Here is a 16,707-nt window from a genome sequence, read left to right as displayed (position 1 = left end):
GAGCAGTCTCAAATAAAGAGAACTCTAAGAAACAAGTGCCTGAGCCAGGAGTATTTGAGTGAGTGTAACTTTATCCATACCGCATAACTTTATTGCTGTCGAAGGCCCGATTGGCGTGGGCAAAACCACACTGGCTCGTAGATTGTCCGAAGCATTAAGCAGCGACTTAATTCTCGAGCAGGCGGAAGAGAATCCATTTCTTGAGCGCTTTTACCAGGATCCTAAGTCTGGGGCTCTGCCCACCCAGCTGTATTTCCTGTTCCAGCGTGTGCGCCAATTGCAAGAAGTGCGCCAATCAGACATGTTCAGCCCGGTTCGTGTGGCAGATTACTTAATGGAGAAAGATCGCCTGTTCGCGCGTTCAACTCTGGATCAGGACGAGCTCAGGTTATACGAACAGGTTTATCAGAATTTGACGATTGATGCACCGAAACCTGATCTGGTGATTTATTTGCAAGCTTCTGTGCCGGTGCTACTTGAGCGCATCAAGAAGCGTGGCCGCGCTTCAGAAAGTCCTGTGACCAAAGAATATTTGCAAACCATATGTGAAGCTTATACTGATTTCTTTTATTATTATGATGAGTCACCATTGTTGATTGTTAATGCTTCGGGCATTGACCTGGTTGAAAATGAAGCTGACTTTAATCTGCTGCTCGACCAAATCAAAAGCACCACCACTGGCCGTAATTACTTTAATCCTCATCCTGCATAACCTGAGAGCAATCCCTGAGAGTTTAACCATGAAAACCTTAACCATTAGCGATATCGAACAACTGAAACAAGAAGGCAAAAAATTTAGCTGTATCACAGCCTACGATGCCACCTTTGCAGGTGTTATTTCTGATGCTGGTGTCGATGTCATTCTGGTGGGCGACTCATTGGGTAACGTCATTCAAGGCCAAAAAACAACGGTGCCGGTAACCATTGAGGATATGGAGTATCACATAGCCTGCGTCGCGCGTGGTAACAAGCGCTGCCTGCTAATTGGAGATATGCCCTATATGAGCTATGCCACGCCTGAACAGGCCTATCACACTGCTGCCTTGATCATGCAGGCTGGCGCACATATGGTTAAATTAGAAGGTGGTGACTGGCTACACGATACCATCGCTGGCTTAACCGAACGTGGCATTCCGGTATGTGCTCACCTCGGCCTAACGCCGCAATCGGTGGATGCACTGGGCGGATTTAAGGTTCAAGGACGTGATTCAAAACAAGCCAAACAAATGCTTGCCGATGCTAAAGCCCTTGAAGAAGCTGGCGCTCGCATGTTGGTACTGGAGTGCGTGCCACAAGGCCTGGCTAAGCAAATCGCTCAATCAATTAACATTCCAGTGATGGGCATTGGTGCAGGCGTTGATGTGGACGGCCAAGTATTGGTGTTGCATGACATGCTCGGAATTTCTCCTTTCCAGGCTAAATTTGTTCGCAACTTTATGGCAGATGCCAAAGGCGATATCAAGGCTGCTTTTGAGTTGTACCACAACGAGGTTCGAGCGAAAAAGTTTCCCGCTGCTGAGCACTCTTTTGATTAAAAGCGAGCATTACACATGATCGTTGTTAACTCTGTTCAAACCCTGCGCCGCCTGATTCAGACTCACCGAGATATGGGACACCGTATTGGTTTTGTACCCACCATGGGCAACTTACATGCGGGCCACTTGAGTCTGGTGCAAAGCGCTAAACAACAGGCCGATATTGTCATAGTCAGTATTTTCGTTAACCCCACTCAGTTTGGGCCCAACGAAGATTTTGACTCTTATCCCCGAACATTCGAACAGGATCAGACACTTCTTGAGCAAGAAGGCGCTGATATTGTGTTCGCCCCTGAACTTAAGGAAGTTTATCCGAACTGGCCGAACCTGACCAAAGTTCAGGTGGCCGAGCTTGGCAATAATCATTGTGGGGCATCACGCCCTGGGCACTTTGATGGCGTCACCACCGTAGTTAGCAAACTGTTTAATATGGTGCGCCCCGATTGTGCTGTGTTTGGTCAAAAAGACTTTCAGCAGCTGGCGATTATTCGACGCATGACCAGCGACTTGAACTTTGATATTGAAATTATCGGCGCGCCAATAGTGCGCGAAGACAATGGTTTAGCCATGAGTTCACGCAATGGATACTTGAGCAAAGATCAAAAACAGCAGGCGTCGTTTATCTACCAAACTCTAGGCTGGATGAAGCAGCAAATCAACAAGGGAGAGCGAGATTATCGTTCGCTAGAACAAGCCGCCATACAACGACTGGCAGGGCAAAACTTCAAGCCAGACTATGTGCATATTGCTCGGCAGGATAATCTTGAACTGGCTAAGGAAGGCGATGAGCAGCTGGTTATTCTGATTGCAGCATTTATGGATAAGGTACGGTTGATTGACAATATCACCCTGGATACTAAATGAGCCTCACTAACGCTTTTTAACTAATAAGACTCAGCTATTCTTATCCGTTCGCCCTTTATTTATCAGTCAGTTATTCACAATAACCACAACTGATAACCACTATTCCTGTCAAACTCTTTAACGCTTCTGACTTTTGTTTTATGCTGGTCTGATAAATGATTAGGAGCAAGTTATGTCTGATACAAAAACCTATCCCATAAAACAATTCAGCACCCATACCCCACACATTAATGAAGAAAAGTATTTGCGCATGTACCAGCAATCGGTGCAGGAGCCAGAGAAGTTCTGGTCACGAATGGCGCATGAATTTATTGACTGGTTCGAACCGTGGAAATCCGTCAAAGAGGTGGATTATAAAACTGCATCGATCAAATGGTTTGAAGGCGGCAAATTAAACGTCAGCTATAACTGTATCGACCGTCATTTAAAAGATAAAGCAGATCACACAGCCCTCATCTGGGAAGGTGATGAGCCTGATCAACAGCGTTACATCAGCTATCAGGAGTTGCATGACGAGGTCTGCAAAATGGCCAATGCCTTGAAAAGTCGCGGGGTCAAAAAAGGCGATCGAGTTTGTATCTATATGCCAATGATCCCGGAAGTTGGATTTGCCATGTTGGCCTGCGCGCGAATCGGTGCGGTTCATTCCGTTGTATTTGGTGGCTTTTCACCTGAAGCTTTGAAGAGCCGCATTTTAGACAGTGATTGTCGTGTGGTTATTACCGCTGACGCAGGTGTTCGTGGCGGCAAAACCGTTCCTTTAAAAGCGAATACCGATAAAGCCCTCGAACATTGTCCTGATGTGCACAGCGTTTTTGTGGTCAAACATCGCCTGGCCGATATTCAATGGAATTCCGAACGCGATATAGACTACAACGAACTTAAAAAAGACATGGAAGCGGAATGTCAGGTCGAAACCATGGATGCCGAAGATCCTCTGTTTATTCTTTACACTTCAGGGTCAACCGGCAAACCTAAAGGCGTATTACACACCAGTGGTGGCTATTTACTCCATGTGGCAATGACCCATAAATTCATATTTGATTACCATGAAGGCGACATTTACTGGTGTACCGCTGATGCAGGCTGGATTACTGGCCACTCCTACATTTTCTATGGTCCGCTGGCTAACGGAGCAACCACACTTGTGTTCGAAGGAGTACCAAGCTACCCGACGCCTTCACGCTTCTGGCAAGTAATTGACAAGCATAAAGTCAATATTTTCTATACTGCACCAACCGCAATTCGTGCGCTGATGGCCGTCGGTGATGATGCAGTCACTTCCACCTCTCGAAAGTCGCTACGCTTATTAGGTAGCGTTGGTGAGCCTATTAATGTAGAAGCCTGGGAATGGTATTACAGGGTGGTTGGTAACGAGCGTTGCCCAATTGTTGATACCTGGTGGCAAACCGAAACCGGAGGTATTTTGATTTCTCCTCTTCCCGGAGCCACTCCGTTAAAACCCGGCTCGGCCACTCGTCCATTCTTTGGTGTACAGCCTGCGATTCTCGATCAGGATGGCAATGAGCTGGACGGTAAAGCCAGCGGTTATCTGGTCATGAAAGATTCATGGCCGGGTCAGATGCGCAGCGTTTATGGCGACCATGACCGCTTCTTCCAGACTTATTTCTCTCAATATTCAGGTTATTACTTTACTGGCGATGGCGCTAATCGAGACGAAGATGGTTACTACTGGATTACTGGCCGTGTCGACGATGTACTCAATGTTTCAGGGCATCGTATGGGTACGGCAGAGGTAGAGGATGCTTTGGATCGTCATCCATTAGTTGCGGAGTCTGCTGTAGTTGGCTACCCACACGATATTAAAGGCCAGGGCATCTACGCTTTCGTGATATTCAAAAAAGGAGTCGAGTTTAGCGATGAAATCAAGCAGCAGTTAATCGATATTATTACTGAAGAAATCGGCCCAATTGCCAAGCCTGACAAGATTCAATGGGCACCCGATTTACCGAAAACTCGATCGGGAAAAATTATGCGCCGTATATTGCGTAAAATTGCAGAGAATCAGGTAGACAGCATTGGTGATACTTCCACACTAGCCGATCCATCAGTGGTGCAGCACTTAATTGATAACCGTTTGAAATAAGCACTTTCTCTTTGCTTGACAGCTCTAAATAAAAAAGCCCCTATGATATTAGCATTGGGGCTTTTTCTTATAAGCAATGATGTGCGCTACTCTTCTGTCAGCACTCTTTGTTTGGCTCGCTCTAACCATTCATCAGTCACCACAAAGCCGCGCATCATTTCTTTACCTTCTTTCATCGCAACCAGCTTGACCAATTGGTTGTCACTCAACTGGCTGACCTTGCCTAGATTCTCAAGGTCATGAGCTGTGATGTCTGAAAGCCAATACATTCTAGGCAATTGAAACCAATCATAGTCTGACTGACTTTGATACTCCTGAAACTCATGGTGTGTCATCCAGAAACCTCTCAAGTGATCGCTTTCAACTTCTGCAGGATGCTCGAGTTCTTGCCGCTCATAGTTTTCCATTGAGTAGAACAAGCGTCCTTTGGTAAAAAGGCCAGTCTGATCAATGCTTATACTCTCCTCTCTAAGCCATTGCTGTACTTCAGGCTTTGATGCTAAAGCTAACTGGTGATTAATCAAGCGCAAAAATTTTCGATCAAAACGATCACGCAGGTTGGGGCCTACCCAATCCGCCATCCGATTACCATGGCCAATCTGCAAATAAAACTTCACCGCCAATTCAAAGTGACAAGTCTGTTCAGTTGAGAGTTGTTGAATAATCGAATCAAACTCACCCAAAGTATGTTTGTTAATAATTACTTGTTGATTCGATCGTAGCAGCTTGAGCGATAGGTTCGAGCGAACCAGGTGATGCCACAGTTGCTCAAAATATACACCCAATCTATGGGTCGGCTCGAAGATAAATCCATCACTTTCTATAACCGCATTCTGTAACATTTCACCTGCATTCAGTAGTTCATGGTTATGCAGCAAATTCACTTCAGCTACAGACAAAAAATCAGGGCTCGCAATGAGCCATTTTAAATCGCTGTGAATTCGTCGTTTATCCTGCATTATTTGTTCTGGTCGATAATTTGCGTTTCATGATAGCAAAAAAAAGCCACCCGAAGGTGGCAACATTTCAGAGAGACTCTGAAATAACGTTAGCGTTGATGAGCGAGCCTCGTTACTAGAGGGGATATCAAAAGACTCAAATACTCAACACTAAGGGGGAGAGGTTTATGAATTAGCCACGATTGTCCTTTCTACGCTCCTGAGCTTCTTCACGCATTTCTTCACGCATCTCATACATTTCATCTCTCAGCTCTTTCATTTTTGCCCGCTGCTCTTCATTAAGATGCTTCTGCACTTCCATATAGTGCTGATGCTTTCCTGCCATCATTTCTGCTTTAATATCAGCCTGTTTACGTAAATTGCTGTGTAACTTAGTTTTATCCAAAGTATCTTGTCGCATCATATGGCGCTGTTGTTGCATTAATTCCTGCATCTGCTCCTGATGGGATTTAACCGCTTCTCTTCGTTGCTCATAGAGCTTGTCAATTTTCGCACGCTGCTCATCATTGACACCTAATTTTCCCATCATCATCTGATGCTGCTTCATGGAATGACTGTCATGCATTCCACCATGGTTTCGAGCTTCCACACTGACATTAAACATCATTAATGATGCTCCTAGTGCTACTGCAAATAGTGCTTTATTGAGTGACATAACCAACTCCTGTTCTGGTTGTTAAATTTCATAAGCCATTCATTTAGTTAGCGTTTGCTACAAATGAAATGCTTTTGCTAACCCTAATACTCAATATAGACTCGTTGTACCATTAAAAGTTTATGAATATAACGCCTGTGCGCGTAAAGCTTGTGTAAAAAAGTGCTGACCAATCTTTACACTTTAATTGCTGGTCCATGCTAAACTTCTTATCACATCCAACGGTTATGTAAGCTATGCCAAAACTACTACTTGCAGACGACGATACTGAATTGTGTCAATTACTTCATGAGTACCTGACTCAGGAAGGCTTTGAAGTTGCGCTTGCCCATGATGGAGCCACTGCAGCTAAATTGATCCTTGATCATAGTTTTGACCTGATGGTACTTGATGTGATGCTGCCAAATCTAAATGGCTTTGATGTACTGAAAACCGTACGTAAGGAATCCCAAGTACCCATTCTGATGCTAACAGCTCGTGGCGATGAAATAGACCGTATCGTCGGCCTTGAGCTTGGAGCTGACGATTACATCGCCAAGCCATGTAATCCCAGAGAGCTAACCGCACGTATTAGAACCATTCTTCGCCGTACAGAAAATGTTTACAGTACCAAACATAAGAAGCTGCAATCGGTGCATCTGGGAGATGTCTATATCAACCCAGCTTCGCGCGAAGTACTTTTAAATAATGAAGTGGTTAAATTAACCGCTACCGAATTCGATATCCTATATTTATTGATGAGTAATGCCGGCACTCTAGTCAGCCGCGATGATCTATCAGAAGGCTGTCTCGGCCGCACTCTAGAAGCATACGATCGCAGTATCGATATGCACATCAGTAATTTAAGACGCAAGCTTGGTCCTGACACTAAGGGCGATGAGCGAATCAAAACTGTCCGAGGCGTTGGCTATCAGTATGTTGCCCTGGATTCGTAATCTCATACGACCCAGCCTGTTCTGGAAGATTTTTCTTTGGTTCTGGTTGGCCACCCTCATTACCCTGACCAGTATTGTTTTTCTCTATAGCTTAACCGCCCAAGATAGCAAGCTAGTACCTGCGTCAGACGAAGAAGCCAAACAACTTCGCCAAGCAGCTATTAACATTCAATTACGTAAGGTCATTGATAAGCATCAGACCGATAGCCTCCTGATGATCAATAAAGTTGACGAGGAGCTCGACAATACTTTCATTATTGATAAAAACGGGGAAGATATAGCTGGTAAAGAAGTGCCGGATGTTCTCTACCATCTCAGTTCTTTTTATCGTAATCGAAATACGCCTGCGACAGTCATTATCGACAGTACTGCCTATACTGGTCCTGAAGTTGTTTTTAATCGTGGCCATTATTATCTGCTGTTTCTAAAGCAACAAAGTCCTCATCATTTTTCCGCCGTGGTTTCCTACCTTTACCATTCAGTTTCGGTATGGCATTTACTGATTGCGCTGGGAATGAGTGCTCTTGTCTGCTTTGCATTAACCTGGTACCTCACTCGACCTATTAGCCAATTACAAAAAACCACGCAAGCATTTGCACGTGGCGATCTGACTGCTCGTGCCCAACCAAGCCTTGGTAAACGTCAGGATGAGTTTGCCGATCTGGCTGAAGATTTTGACTTAATGGCAGAACGTATTGAGCGTGTCATTCAGTCACAAAAGCGTCTGTTAAGCGATGTATCTCACGAGCTTCGCTCTCCTCTGACACGCATGCAAATCGCTGCTAGCCTAGCACAAAAAACTGCCAGCCCAGCCTCACAAGGCCATATTGACCGTATTGAACTTGAAGTCCAAAGACTGGATGAAATGATTGGTGAGCTCCTTCAGATGGCAGCCTTAGAACGAGGTCATATCAATGAAGAACGTGCCAACTTTATGCTAAATGACCTCTTGGATATTATCGTTGAGGATGCCAGATTTGAAGCTGAAGCAAATAATAAAACAGTTGATTACCACAGCGATCATGAAATCGCGTTCAATGGTTACTACAGTCTGTTAGCGAGAGCAATAGAGAATGTATTACGTAACGCAATACGCCATACCCCAGATGATACTTGCGTAACGGTATCCACTTCTGAATCTGAGCTTGGTATTGAACTTAAAATCTGCGATTCAGGTCACGGGGTAAGCGAAGAACATTTAGAGAAAATATTTGAAGCATTCTATCGTCCAACCGATGCACGGGAAAGAACTTCGGGTGGAGCCGGCCTTGGTCTGGCGATTGCCAAACGGGGTATCGAAGCCAATGGTGGCAAAATTACCGCTTACAACCAAGCTGGTTCGGGTTTGTGTGTGGTATTTTACTTACCCAAAAATCGAGTTTAGTTAACGGTCGAAAAGAGTAGCATGATTGCCAGTATTATCAGGAAGGCACCGAGCACTCGATCAATCCAATGTCCGAATGAAGCAAAAAACTGACGCACTCTTTGTTGGGTCAGCATCAACGACAAGAAGACGAACCAGACGCCCGTCATTATCGACATCCAGACTCCGTACATGGCCTGTATGCCCATTGGTGTATCTGCACTGACTATGGTTGTAAATAAGGACAAAAAGAAGAGTGTCGCTTTTGGGTTTAAGACGTTGGTAATAAAGCCTTGTCGAAAAGCTTTCACGTTGCTCATGGTATCATTGCTGACTGGGTTAAAATCTTTGACCTCAGCCTTCTGAACGCGAATAGCTTGCCAGCCGATATAGAGCAAATAAGCTGCTCCAGCAATTTTGATTGTGGTAAATAACCATACCGTATCTCGAATCAGCAGCCCGATGCCTAATACCGCATAAGTCACATGCACCAAGATTGCCAAACCAATACCGATACTGGTGAGAATCGCAAAACGGCGACCAAAAACTAAACTTTGACGCATCACAATGGCAAAGTCCGGACCGGGACTCGCCACCGCTAATGCGTGAGCCGAGGCCATCAATAAAAACTCTTGCCAATAATCAGTGATCAGTTCATTTAACATGCTTTATAACTAGATAATGAGATGCCAGATTTTGTAGCCTAATTGCATCATCAGACTCCCGTAACTCGAAATAACTAAAAAGACAATAACCGACGAAAATACACCCAAAGCTAACAGGCTATTAATATGTCTCTTGAGGGGCAATGTGGTGTGGTGTTTTTTCGCGTGATGATGATCGATAGCGAAGCGCCCTAAGAGCCATAAACAAATGGCCATAATAGTAAGACTGCCCACTAACACCCCAACCTGAGTCTTTTCAAAGGTTAACGCTGCACCTAGGACAACCCCAGGCATCAAATACACCGGAGCCCAAATCAGGGTTGCGATAATAATTGCGGTGATGAACTTCTTGGGCGGCATATCAAGCACACCTGCAATCAAGGCAATAACTGCACGTATAGGCCCAATAAACTGACCTACTAATACACCAGCAAAGCCATGTCGCTGGAAAAAGTCTTCTGCTGAATGCAACATCTTCTGGTGACGTTGAATCCAGCCCCAGTGGTGAACTTTGTCCTGAAAATGATAGCCAAACCAATAAGAGACTATTTGGCCGCTGGCTGCGCCAAGAAAACAACTAAGGGACATTAACCAGAAGTTTAATGTGCCGCCACCGATTAGAGTACCCACCCCAACTAACAATAACCAACCAGGCATAGCCAAACCGACAATGGCTAAAGATTCTAAAAATGCAATTAGAAATACAGCCGCGCCAGCTAGATGAGGATGATTGGAGATCCAACCAAGAATGTCATTAACAATTACTTCCATCGGCGCTAATAATGACGAATGTTTCTGTAAAAGTCGATAATAAATCTTGTCTCTGCTTATTCTTATTGTACTTGCTTGTTATTGTCCGGTCGTTTATCGTCATTAAAACTTCAGACTAATTCCCTTTATTATGAGCAGTCCTTATCAAACTATTATTCAACAGCGTCAACCAAATGATGTTGAGATATTCCATAATATTCATCCAGATGTAAAACCTCCGTGTCTTGGTGTTGAAGAAATGGGATTATCTCATCAGGATGTTAATGACTATAGATCCGCTGGTGAGCTGATTAAAAGCATCGCCAAAACAATCCATCTATGGCGTCAACGAATGCCCAAAGATGCTGAGCCAACCGTGGTCGCCATGCTTAATGGCGGTTTACAAATACACGTGTCGCGGCTTGCTCAAGAATCATTCCACGGCATTCGCATAGAAGGAACTGCTGGCGGTAATCCCTGCATGGTACTCACCCACCAAAGTAATGTAGAACTACTCTGCTACGTTCAGAAGGTTGCCGAAGACGAGCCTGAGCGCCGGATTGGCTTTGTTATTGATGGACACGAAACTCAGGAATAATAATCCGGATAAAAAAATAGCGCCAAATGGCGCTATTTTTAAGATTTACACATCAAATGGCTTCTTTAATATCTTCTTCTTCTTCATCAAGCATGCTCATATAAAAACCTTCCCGCTCAGCAACGGCTTGCAAATCACGCTCGACCATATCCATGTCAATCACATGATCGGTAGAAACTTTGAAGTGCAAAGTATAGCCCTGACGATTTGGCAAGGTGTTTGTTTCAATAGAGTCCACCCGTAAATGATTACGCGATAATATTCTCAGTAGCTCAATACTAGCTGCCTGATTTTTTACTTTCCAGATGTTAATGCTGAAAGTGACATTTTCAGGATCAAATGGATAAGAAGACTGGCAGCCGTCTGTACTATGAAATTCGAATCTAAGCTTTGTGGACTCTAAGCTCTCAAGACAAGCCATAAATGGCTTGAAATACATGCTATTTATCGAAACCGCAAATAAACCACTAAAGTGGTCTTTCACTCTATTGAAGCGCGAAACCTCCATAGAGCCTTTGAAGCGGTGGAGAATTTCAGTAATAGTGGTAATTATTTCAGGATGATCGGAACCGGTCACCGTTAAGATGAATTTTTTATCTAGCTTTAACTTGTGATGCGCATTCATCAAAATACTCCATATATTGCGTTAGCGCTACTCCCAAACTACTATAACTGCCATATTTCGAGCAAGCACGAGTGATTAAATTTCATACAATTATATTGATTTTGTTAAATGCAGCATGTTTGTACAATGTGTTACACATCGCTTTTGTACTAGAATACTGCTAACTATCTGTATTTCACTGGAATTTGTATGAAATCTCTACTCTCGGTCAGTTTGACATTGTTACTCGTGGCCTGCGCTACCTCCCCTACAGGAAGAAGTCAGTTAACCATTTTTCCCGACTCTCAAATGGCAGAAATGGGCGCTGCAACTTTTACTTCAATGCAAAAAAGTCAGAAGCTCGATACCAGCTCTAGAAATGCCAGTTACGTCAATTGCGTGGTCAATGCCTTAATCCCTGAGTTAAACGCCATAGCTCCTGCTATGCGAAGTACACAATGGGAAGTCAAAGTGTTTGCCGACGAATCCCCCAATGCCTTTGCCTTACCAGGCGGCAAGATTGGTGTTCACACCGGTATGCTCACAGTTGCTCAAAACCAGCATCAGCTCGCCTCGGTGCTCGGCCATGAAATTGGTCATGTCTGGGCAAGACACAGCAACGAACGAGTATCTCAGGGGTTTGTGGCCCAAAGCGGAATGCAACTCGCTGCTGTTGCCGCAGGTGATATGACTTCAGAAAAGCAACAATTGCTGGGCTTACTAGGAGTAGGCGCACAAGTTGGCGTAATACTACCTTTTAACCGTAAACACGAGTCAGAGTCTGATGAGATTGGGCTAGAGCTTATGGCAAGAGCGGGCTTTGATCCGCGCCAAAGTGTCGAGCTATGGAAAAATATGCAAAAAGCAGGTGGAAGTTCAACACCAGAGTTTTTATCAACTCACCCTGGCACTGACAGTCGTATTAGAGACTTAAATACAAAAATGGATAGAGCCTTAAAAATCTATCAGCAGGCACAAGCATCCGGCAATCGACCTAATTGTCACCTATAAGACATTTATTCTACGGACTCAAAAAAAAGCGGACCTTATTGGTCCGCTAAATATCCGCCTCGCTCATATATGGATTCCATATACAAATCCTCAAAATCCTTAACCACGGATTTCTTAACTTCGGGCAAGGATAATAAATTTTCGCGCCACTTTTGTAGTTTCTTATAATCGCTGACAGTATCAACACCCGTATTTTCAGCAAGGATTTTGGAGCGCATCAAAAATGGTGCGAATGAACTATCAACCAGGCTGAACTCTTTGCCATTAAAGAATCCTTTGTCACCGATACGTTTTTCAAGATGTGCCAGCTTTTTGTTTAAATCTTCTTCAATCTTAGAAAAGGTTTCTTCGCGTCGTGCCTGGGTCAATTGGAATTGAATATTATTGATGCTACTACTAAATTCGATCCACGAGCGGTGCTCAGCTTTTTCCAGTGGATCCTTTGGTAGCATAGGCTCACCATGAGTTTCATCAAGATACTCATTGATCACTGCAGACTCAAATAGCACAGTATCTTTAATGCGCAACAAAGGAACTTTACCTAATGGCGATATTTCAACAAACCAGTCAGGCTTTCGCTCCAGAGAAATATATTCTATGGTGAAGTCAATTTTTTTATGCAGCAATGTAATGACCGAACGTTGCACGAACGGGCATAATTTATGGCTGACTAATATCGGTTGTTCTAGAGCACTCATAATGTCCACTCAGACTTAGTAACTAGTCGTAATGTAAATCGTTCTTTTTAGAAAAGCAACAACAAGGTCGTCACAAACTCATATCTGATTCAGATATAAAAAAGGCCTTCGTGTGAAGGCCTTTCCATGTACTTAGTGTTCGTGACCACCCGGTCCATGAACATGACCATGCGACAACTCTTCTTCGCTCGCGTCGCGTACTTCGATAACTTTCACATCAAAGTTCAAAGGAACACCTGCTAAAGGATGGTTGCCATCCACAGTAACCGTCTCACCTTCGACTTTAGTGACCGTAATAAGCTGTGGGCCGTTAGGTGATTCAGCGTGAAACTGCATACCAGGCTCAATTTTCTCTACACCTTGGAACGCCTCTGCTGGCACTTCTTTGATCAAATCATCATGGCGTTGACCATAAGCATCTTCAGGCTGAACATTTACGGACAACTCATCATCAAGTTTCTTGCCCGCCAATGCATTTTCAAGACCAGGAATTATATTACGATGACCATGCAAGTAAGCTAATGGCTCATTCCCTTCTGATGTATCGACTAATACACCTTCTTCTGTTTTTACTGTGTATTCAATCAATACGACTTTGTTTTCTTCAATTTGCATAATCATCTCTCTTACTTTCTAGGTACATTGATGAAGCCAAAGTACACCGGCTTCAAACTTTCAAAAACTTTTCTTCAATATCTCGCTTCAAATATCTACTACTTTAAGTGAGGGTTTTGGCTTTAAAATCAAGCCCCAACTTTTAACTTTCTCCACCTGCTACTTGTAAAGTGGCGATTTTGGTCAGAGAAAATATTAAATTAAACTCTAGCACTCAACTTAGGAAATAGGATTTTGGCTCTTAATTCCTCTAATCCTTTATAGCACGACTTAAAGAGAGGATTTTTGCTCTAGAGCAAGGCGTTTGAATTTTGGACTTGAGGGAGCGTATATGAAATACGTGACCGAGTACAAAATTCAAATAACACAGCTATAGAGTAAAAAGACCACTTTAAGAGACTTTCTCGCCAGCAGCCTGCATATCCGCATGGTATGAAGACCTCACCATAGGGCCACTGGCCACATTGGTGAAACCTAACTCTTCTGCGATTCGACCGAGCTCGTCGAACTCTTTTGGCGGCATGAAGCGCATCACCGGATGATGATATTTACTAGGCTGTAAATATTGTCCGAGGGTTAACATTTCAACACCGTGGGCTCGAAGATCTTTCATCACTTCGATAATTTCTTCGTTGGTTTCGCCAAGTCCAATCATTAAACCTGATTTGGTTGGGATTCCCGGGTAACGCTCTTTAAAATTCTTGAGTAAGTCTAACGACCACTGATAATCGGCACCGGGACGCGCTTGTTTGTAAAGGCGCGGCACAGTTTCCAGGTTGTGGTTAAACACATCGGGCAGGCCATCGGCCATCAAATCTAAGGCAACTTCCATACGCCCTCTGAAGTCTGGTACTAGCACTTCCACCTTAAGGCCTGGATTTTGTTCTTTAGCAACACGTACACAGTCTGTGATATGGGCTGAACCACCATCACGCAGGTCATCGCGATCGACCGACGTTATGACGACATATTTCAAGCCCATTGATTTGACAGAGTCTGCCAAATGTTGCGGTTCTTCTGGATCAAGCGGCAATGGACGACCATGAGCCACATCGCAGAATGGGCAACGACGGGTGCAGATATCGCCCATAATCATAAATGTTGCAGTACCATGACCGAAACATTCAGGTAAGTTTGGACAGGACGCTTCTTCACACACGGTATGAAGCTTGTTATTACGTAGCATGTCTTTGATTTTGGTAATTTGATTACCATTTGGCAGACGCACACGAATCCAGTCCGGCTTGCGTGGCATCTCTTCGGTTGGCATAATTTTTACTGGAATTCGCGCCATTTTGTCTTCGGCACGCATTTTTTGGCCAGCAATGACTTTCTTAGCCTTGCCTGAAACCTTACCGGTCACACCACCACTAACTATTTGATTCGACTCGTTTTTTACCGATTCAGAATTTGACATTCACTATTACTCAATGGATTCGCTGATTGGCTCAGGTAACCCGGTCATTTCCAGGCGCTTAGTATAGCCCAATTTATCGCATAATTGATCGATGAGATCGGGTTTAATGCGCTCCAGATTGTCCGGACCACCCTTCTCGACTATCTGGGTCATTTGCATGCCCTGATAACCACATGGATTGATACGTGAGAATGGCTCCAGGTCCATATTCACATTTAAAGCAAGCCCATGAAACGACTTACCTTTTCGAATTCGTAAGCCCAACGAACAGATTTTCTGGTCATCACTATAGACTCCCGGCGCATCAGAACGTGGATAAGCCTCAATGCCATACATCGCTAGCATGTCAACGATGGCATTTTCGATGCCGGAAACCAAGTCTCTTGGGCCCATATTTTTGCGCCGCAAATCGATCATAAAATAAGCAACTTGCTGGCCGGGGCCATGGTAAGTAACTTGTCCGCCGCGGTCAACCTGCACCACCGGAATTTCCCCCGGAAATAGCAAATGTTCGGCTTTTCCAGCCTGTCCCTGGGTAAATACCGGATCATGCTCCACCAACCAGATTTCATCAGTAGTTGTGTCGTCTCGATTATCGGTAAATTCTTGCATCCGCTTCCAGACTGGAACATAGGTTTCATGCCCCAATTCGCGGATGATTACTGTAGATGGGTCGCTCATTGTCTATCGGTTGCCTTATAAGGTCATTTTCACGCCTTCAACGGTGAAGACTTCGCGGTACATGGCATCCACTTGCTCTTTGGTTTCAACCACAACCATAAATGACAAGGAGACATAATTACCATCACGGCTTAACTTGCTGGCTGGCGAGTAATCATTAGGCGCATGGCGATTGACCACTTCTGCAACTTCCATATCAATGCCGTCACGGTTTACGGCCATGACTTTAAAGCAGATCTCGCAAGGAAATTGCCATAGTTCATCACGATCATAATTTTGCGTCATAACGCTATTTCACCTTCACTATTACTGTCGATTTCACCACGATACAGCTGCGCTTTGAGCTGTTGATAATGGTCATACATTTGCCGCCAGACAGGACCCGCAGTGCCATCACCAATGATAACATCATTCAAGCGGGTAACTGGGCGGATTTCTTTGGTGGAGCTGGTCAACCAGATCTCATCCGCTTGCAGTAACTCGTGCTCTGGAACTGAACGCTGTTCAGTTAAGATCCCATGCTGTTCCGCTAGCCATAAGACAAAATCCCGGGTAACCCCTGAAAGTAAGTGTTCACTTAGCGGTGGAGTGATAATGACACCATCGCGGACCATGAAAAGATTACTGGAGGTTGCCTCCAATGCGACACCATTTCGGACTAATATGGTGTCATTCGCCCCACATTCAAGGGCCTGCTGCTTTAACAAACAATTGGCTAATAAGGTAATCGCTTTGATATCGCAACGTTGCCAGCGGATATCCTCCGCAGTGATAGCTGATATGCCTTGTAAATCTTCCTTGCTTGGTTGCGGCTGAATCTCTGGTAGCGGCGAGATCATGGCAAAAATAGTAGGGGTTGGATTGGACGGGAAGTCATGATTACGTTCGGGGTAAGCACCACGTGTGATCTGCAAGTAAATCGTGGCATTATCCAACCGGTTGGATTTTATCAGCTGATGGCAAATATCTGCCCAATTCTGCAATGTCTGCTCCAAAGGCAAGCGAATGCTACGCAGACTGTTTTCGAGTCTTTCAATATGCTGCTTAAAACGAAACAACTTACCTGCATAGACTGGTACAACTTCATAAACCCCATCACCAAACAAAAAGCCCCGATCGAGTGCCGGGACTTTTGCTTCTTCTATGGGTAAAAACTGTCCGTTTAGATAAGCGATGGACACATGCTTCTCCCTTTAGCTATTCCTGAGTCTTAATAAACTGAAGCTTTAATGAAATCATGGCCTTAGTGG

General features: G+C 44.3%; 19 protein-coding genes. 8 read left to right on the top strand and 11 right to left on the bottom strand.

Annotation, left to right across the window (positions count from 1 at the left end; translation table 11 throughout):
- Positions 1-58 precede the first annotated feature (58 nt).
- The 4 genes from KKOR_RS01735 to acs all read left to right on the top strand — a co-directional run bounded on the left by KKOR_RS01735 (position 59) and on the right by acs (position 4,506).
- Positions 59-712: a deoxynucleoside kinase gene (locus KKOR_RS01735; protein ID WP_012800288.1), complete on the top strand. Its 654-nt coding sequence runs from the start codon at positions 59-61 to the stop codon at positions 710-712.
- A 28-nt stretch (positions 713-740) separates the two neighbouring features.
- The gene (gene panB, locus KKOR_RS01730) at positions 741-1,535 is read left to right on the top strand and encodes a 3-methyl-2-oxobutanoate hydroxymethyltransferase (RefSeq protein ID WP_012800287.1); all 795 of its coding nucleotides are present in this window, start codon (positions 741-743) and stop codon (positions 1,533-1,535) included.
- A gap of 15 nt (positions 1,536-1,550) precedes the next feature.
- Positions 1,551-2,399 carry a pantoate--beta-alanine ligase gene (gene panC, locus KKOR_RS01725; protein ID WP_012800286.1) on the top strand — a complete coding sequence of 283 codons (849 nt, stop codon included), beginning with the start codon at positions 1,551-1,553 and terminating at the stop codon, positions 2,397-2,399.
- Between the two features lie 172 nt (positions 2,400-2,571).
- A complete protein-coding gene (acs, locus tag KKOR_RS01720; RefSeq protein ID WP_012800285.1) occupies positions 2,572-4,506 on the top strand; it encodes an acetate--CoA ligase in 1,935 nt (644 codons plus the stop codon).
- A gap of 86 nt (positions 4,507-4,592) precedes the next feature.
- Here the strand turns inward: acs and KKOR_RS01715 are convergent, their stop codons facing one another.
- On the bottom strand, positions 4,593-5,465 hold the full coding sequence (locus KKOR_RS01715) for a DUF1853 family protein (protein ID WP_012800284.1): 873 nt from the start codon (positions 5,463-5,465) through the stop codon (positions 4,593-4,595).
- A gap of 172 nt (positions 5,466-5,637) precedes the next feature.
- Positions 5,638-6,120, bottom strand: coding sequence for a Spy/CpxP family protein refolding chaperone (locus tag KKOR_RS01710; protein WP_012800283.1), 483 nt, complete (start codon positions 6,118-6,120; stop codon positions 5,638-5,640).
- A gap of 236 nt (positions 6,121-6,356) precedes the next feature.
- Here KKOR_RS01710 and KKOR_RS01705 point away from each other — a divergent pair, with 236 nt between their 5' ends.
- The gene (locus KKOR_RS01705; protein ID WP_012800282.1) at positions 6,357-7,055 is read left to right on the top strand and encodes a response regulator transcription factor; all 699 of its coding nucleotides are present in this window, start codon (positions 6,357-6,359) and stop codon (positions 7,053-7,055) included.
- Complete coding sequence (locus KKOR_RS01700; protein ID WP_228638713.1) at positions 6,997-8,439, top strand: ATP-binding protein; 1,443 nt, start codon at positions 6,997-6,999, stop codon at positions 8,437-8,439. The genes KKOR_RS01705 and KKOR_RS01700 overlap by 59 nt, the downstream gene beginning before the upstream one ends.
- Here KKOR_RS01700 and KKOR_RS01695 read toward each other — a convergent pair.
- Entirely contained in the window at positions 8,436-9,083 is a 648-nt protein-coding gene (locus KKOR_RS01695; RefSeq protein WP_012800280.1) for a LysE family translocator, read from the bottom strand. The two genes, KKOR_RS01700 and KKOR_RS01695, sit on opposite strands and share 4 nt — an antisense overlap.
- 9 nt (positions 9,084-9,092) lie before the next feature.
- A complete protein-coding gene (locus KKOR_RS01690) occupies positions 9,093-9,854 on the bottom strand; it encodes a DedA family protein (protein ID WP_012800279.1) in 762 nt (253 codons plus the stop codon).
- Positions 9,855-9,984: 130 nt separating this feature from the next.
- On the opposite strand from KKOR_RS01690, the gene KKOR_RS01685 reads away from it, so the two are divergent.
- Entirely contained in the window at positions 9,985-10,431 is a 447-nt protein-coding gene (locus tag KKOR_RS01685) for a hypothetical protein (protein ID WP_012800278.1), read from the top strand.
- A gap of 52 nt (positions 10,432-10,483) precedes the next feature.
- Here KKOR_RS01685 and KKOR_RS01680 read toward each other — a convergent pair whose 3' ends face one another.
- Positions 10,484-11,056, bottom strand: a complete 573-nt coding sequence (locus KKOR_RS01680; RefSeq protein WP_012800277.1) for an ACT domain-containing protein — start codon at positions 11,054-11,056, stop codon at positions 10,484-10,486.
- 189 nt (positions 11,057-11,245) lie between these two features.
- Between KKOR_RS01680 and KKOR_RS01675 the strand changes: the two genes are divergently transcribed.
- A complete protein-coding gene (locus KKOR_RS01675; protein WP_012800276.1) occupies positions 11,246-12,046 on the top strand; it encodes a M48 family metallopeptidase in 801 nt (266 codons plus the stop codon).
- 35 nt (positions 12,047-12,081) lie between these two features.
- Here KKOR_RS01675 and KKOR_RS01670 read toward each other — a convergent pair whose 3' ends face one another.
- From KKOR_RS01670 to KKOR_RS01645, 6 genes are all read right to left on the bottom strand, one after another.
- Entirely contained in the window at positions 12,082-12,744 is a 663-nt protein-coding gene (locus tag KKOR_RS01670; protein WP_012800275.1) for a glutathione S-transferase family protein, read from the bottom strand.
- Between the two features lie 132 nt (positions 12,745-12,876).
- On the bottom strand, positions 12,877-13,359 hold the full coding sequence (locus tag KKOR_RS01665; protein ID WP_012800274.1) for an FKBP-type peptidyl-prolyl cis-trans isomerase: 483 nt from the start codon (positions 13,357-13,359) through the stop codon (positions 12,877-12,879).
- A 391-nt stretch (positions 13,360-13,750) separates the two neighbouring features.
- Complete coding sequence (lipA, locus tag KKOR_RS01660; RefSeq protein ID WP_049756770.1) at positions 13,751-14,671, bottom strand: lipoyl synthase; 921 nt, start codon at positions 14,669-14,671, stop codon at positions 13,751-13,753.
- A 111-nt stretch (positions 14,672-14,782) separates the two neighbouring features.
- Positions 14,783-15,457, bottom strand: a complete 675-nt coding sequence (gene lipB, locus KKOR_RS01655; protein WP_012800272.1) for a lipoyl(octanoyl) transferase LipB — start codon at positions 15,455-15,457, stop codon at positions 14,783-14,785.
- A gap of 15 nt (positions 15,458-15,472) precedes the next feature.
- A complete protein-coding gene (locus KKOR_RS01650; protein ID WP_012800271.1) occupies positions 15,473-15,742 on the bottom strand; it encodes a YbeD family protein in 270 nt (89 codons plus the stop codon).
- Entirely contained in the window at positions 15,739-16,638 is a 900-nt protein-coding gene (locus KKOR_RS01645; RefSeq protein ID WP_012800270.1) for a D-amino acid aminotransferase, read from the bottom strand. The genes KKOR_RS01650 and KKOR_RS01645 overlap by 4 nt, the downstream gene beginning before the upstream one ends.
- Positions 16,639-16,707: the final 69 nt, after the last annotated feature.

It is taken from the genome of Kangiella koreensis DSM 16069 (assembly GCF_000024085.1).
In the GTDB taxonomy this organism is placed as follows: Bacteria; Pseudomonadota; Gammaproteobacteria; order Enterobacterales; family Kangiellaceae; genus Kangiella; species Kangiella koreensis.
This window is presented reverse-complemented; position numbering and strand designations above follow the sequence as displayed.

Excerpts from the sequence above, each read along its gene's own strand:
- panB (WP_012800287.1), top strand. The coding sequence starts at position 741 with ATGAAAACCTTAACCATTAGCGATATCGAACAACTGAAACAAGAAGGC.
- panC (WP_012800286.1), top strand. The coding sequence starts at position 1,551 with ATGATCGTTGTTAACTCTGTTCAAACCCTGCGCCGCCTGATTCAGACT.
- acs (WP_012800285.1), top strand. The coding sequence starts at position 2,572 with ATGTCTGATACAAAAACCTATCCCATAAAACAATTCAGCACCCATACC.
- KKOR_RS01715 (WP_012800284.1), bottom strand. The coding sequence starts at position 5,465 with ATGCAGGATAAACGACGAATTCACAGCGATTTAAAATGGCTCATTGCG.
- KKOR_RS01710 (WP_012800283.1), bottom strand. The coding sequence starts at position 6,120 with ATGTCACTCAATAAAGCACTATTTGCAGTAGCACTAGGAGCATCATTA.
- KKOR_RS01705 (WP_012800282.1), top strand. The coding sequence starts at position 6,357 with ATGCCAAAACTACTACTTGCAGACGACGATACTGAATTGTGTCAATTA.
- KKOR_RS01700 (WP_228638713.1), top strand. The coding sequence starts at position 6,997 with ATGAGCGAATCAAAACTGTCCGAGGCGTTGGCTATCAGTATGTTGCCC.
- KKOR_RS01695 (WP_012800280.1), bottom strand. The coding sequence starts at position 9,083 with ATGTTAAATGAACTGATCACTGATTATTGGCAAGAGTTTTTATTGATG.
- KKOR_RS01690 (WP_012800279.1), bottom strand. The coding sequence starts at position 9,854 with ATGGAAGTAATTGTTAATGACATTCTTGGTTGGATCTCCAATCATCCT.
- KKOR_RS01685 (WP_012800278.1), top strand. The coding sequence starts at position 9,985 with ATGAGCAGTCCTTATCAAACTATTATTCAACAGCGTCAACCAAATGAT.
- KKOR_RS01680 (WP_012800277.1), bottom strand. The coding sequence starts at position 11,056 with ATGAATGCGCATCACAAGTTAAAGCTAGATAAAAAATTCATCTTAACG.
- KKOR_RS01675 (WP_012800276.1), top strand. The coding sequence starts at position 11,246 with ATGAAATCTCTACTCTCGGTCAGTTTGACATTGTTACTCGTGGCCTGC.
- KKOR_RS01670 (WP_012800275.1), bottom strand. The coding sequence starts at position 12,744 with ATGAGTGCTCTAGAACAACCGATATTAGTCAGCCATAAATTATGCCCG.
- KKOR_RS01665 (WP_012800274.1), bottom strand. The coding sequence starts at position 13,359 with ATGCAAATTGAAGAAAACAAAGTCGTATTGATTGAATACACAGTAAAA.
- lipA (WP_049756770.1), bottom strand. The coding sequence starts at position 14,671 with ATGCGTGCCGAAGACAAAATGGCGCGAATTCCAGTAAAAATTATGCCA.
- lipB (WP_012800272.1), bottom strand. The coding sequence starts at position 15,457 with ATGAGCGACCCATCTACAGTAATCATCCGCGAATTGGGGCATGAAACC.
- KKOR_RS01650 (WP_012800271.1), bottom strand. The coding sequence starts at position 15,742 with ATGACGCAAAATTATGATCGTGATGAACTATGGCAATTTCCTTGCGAG.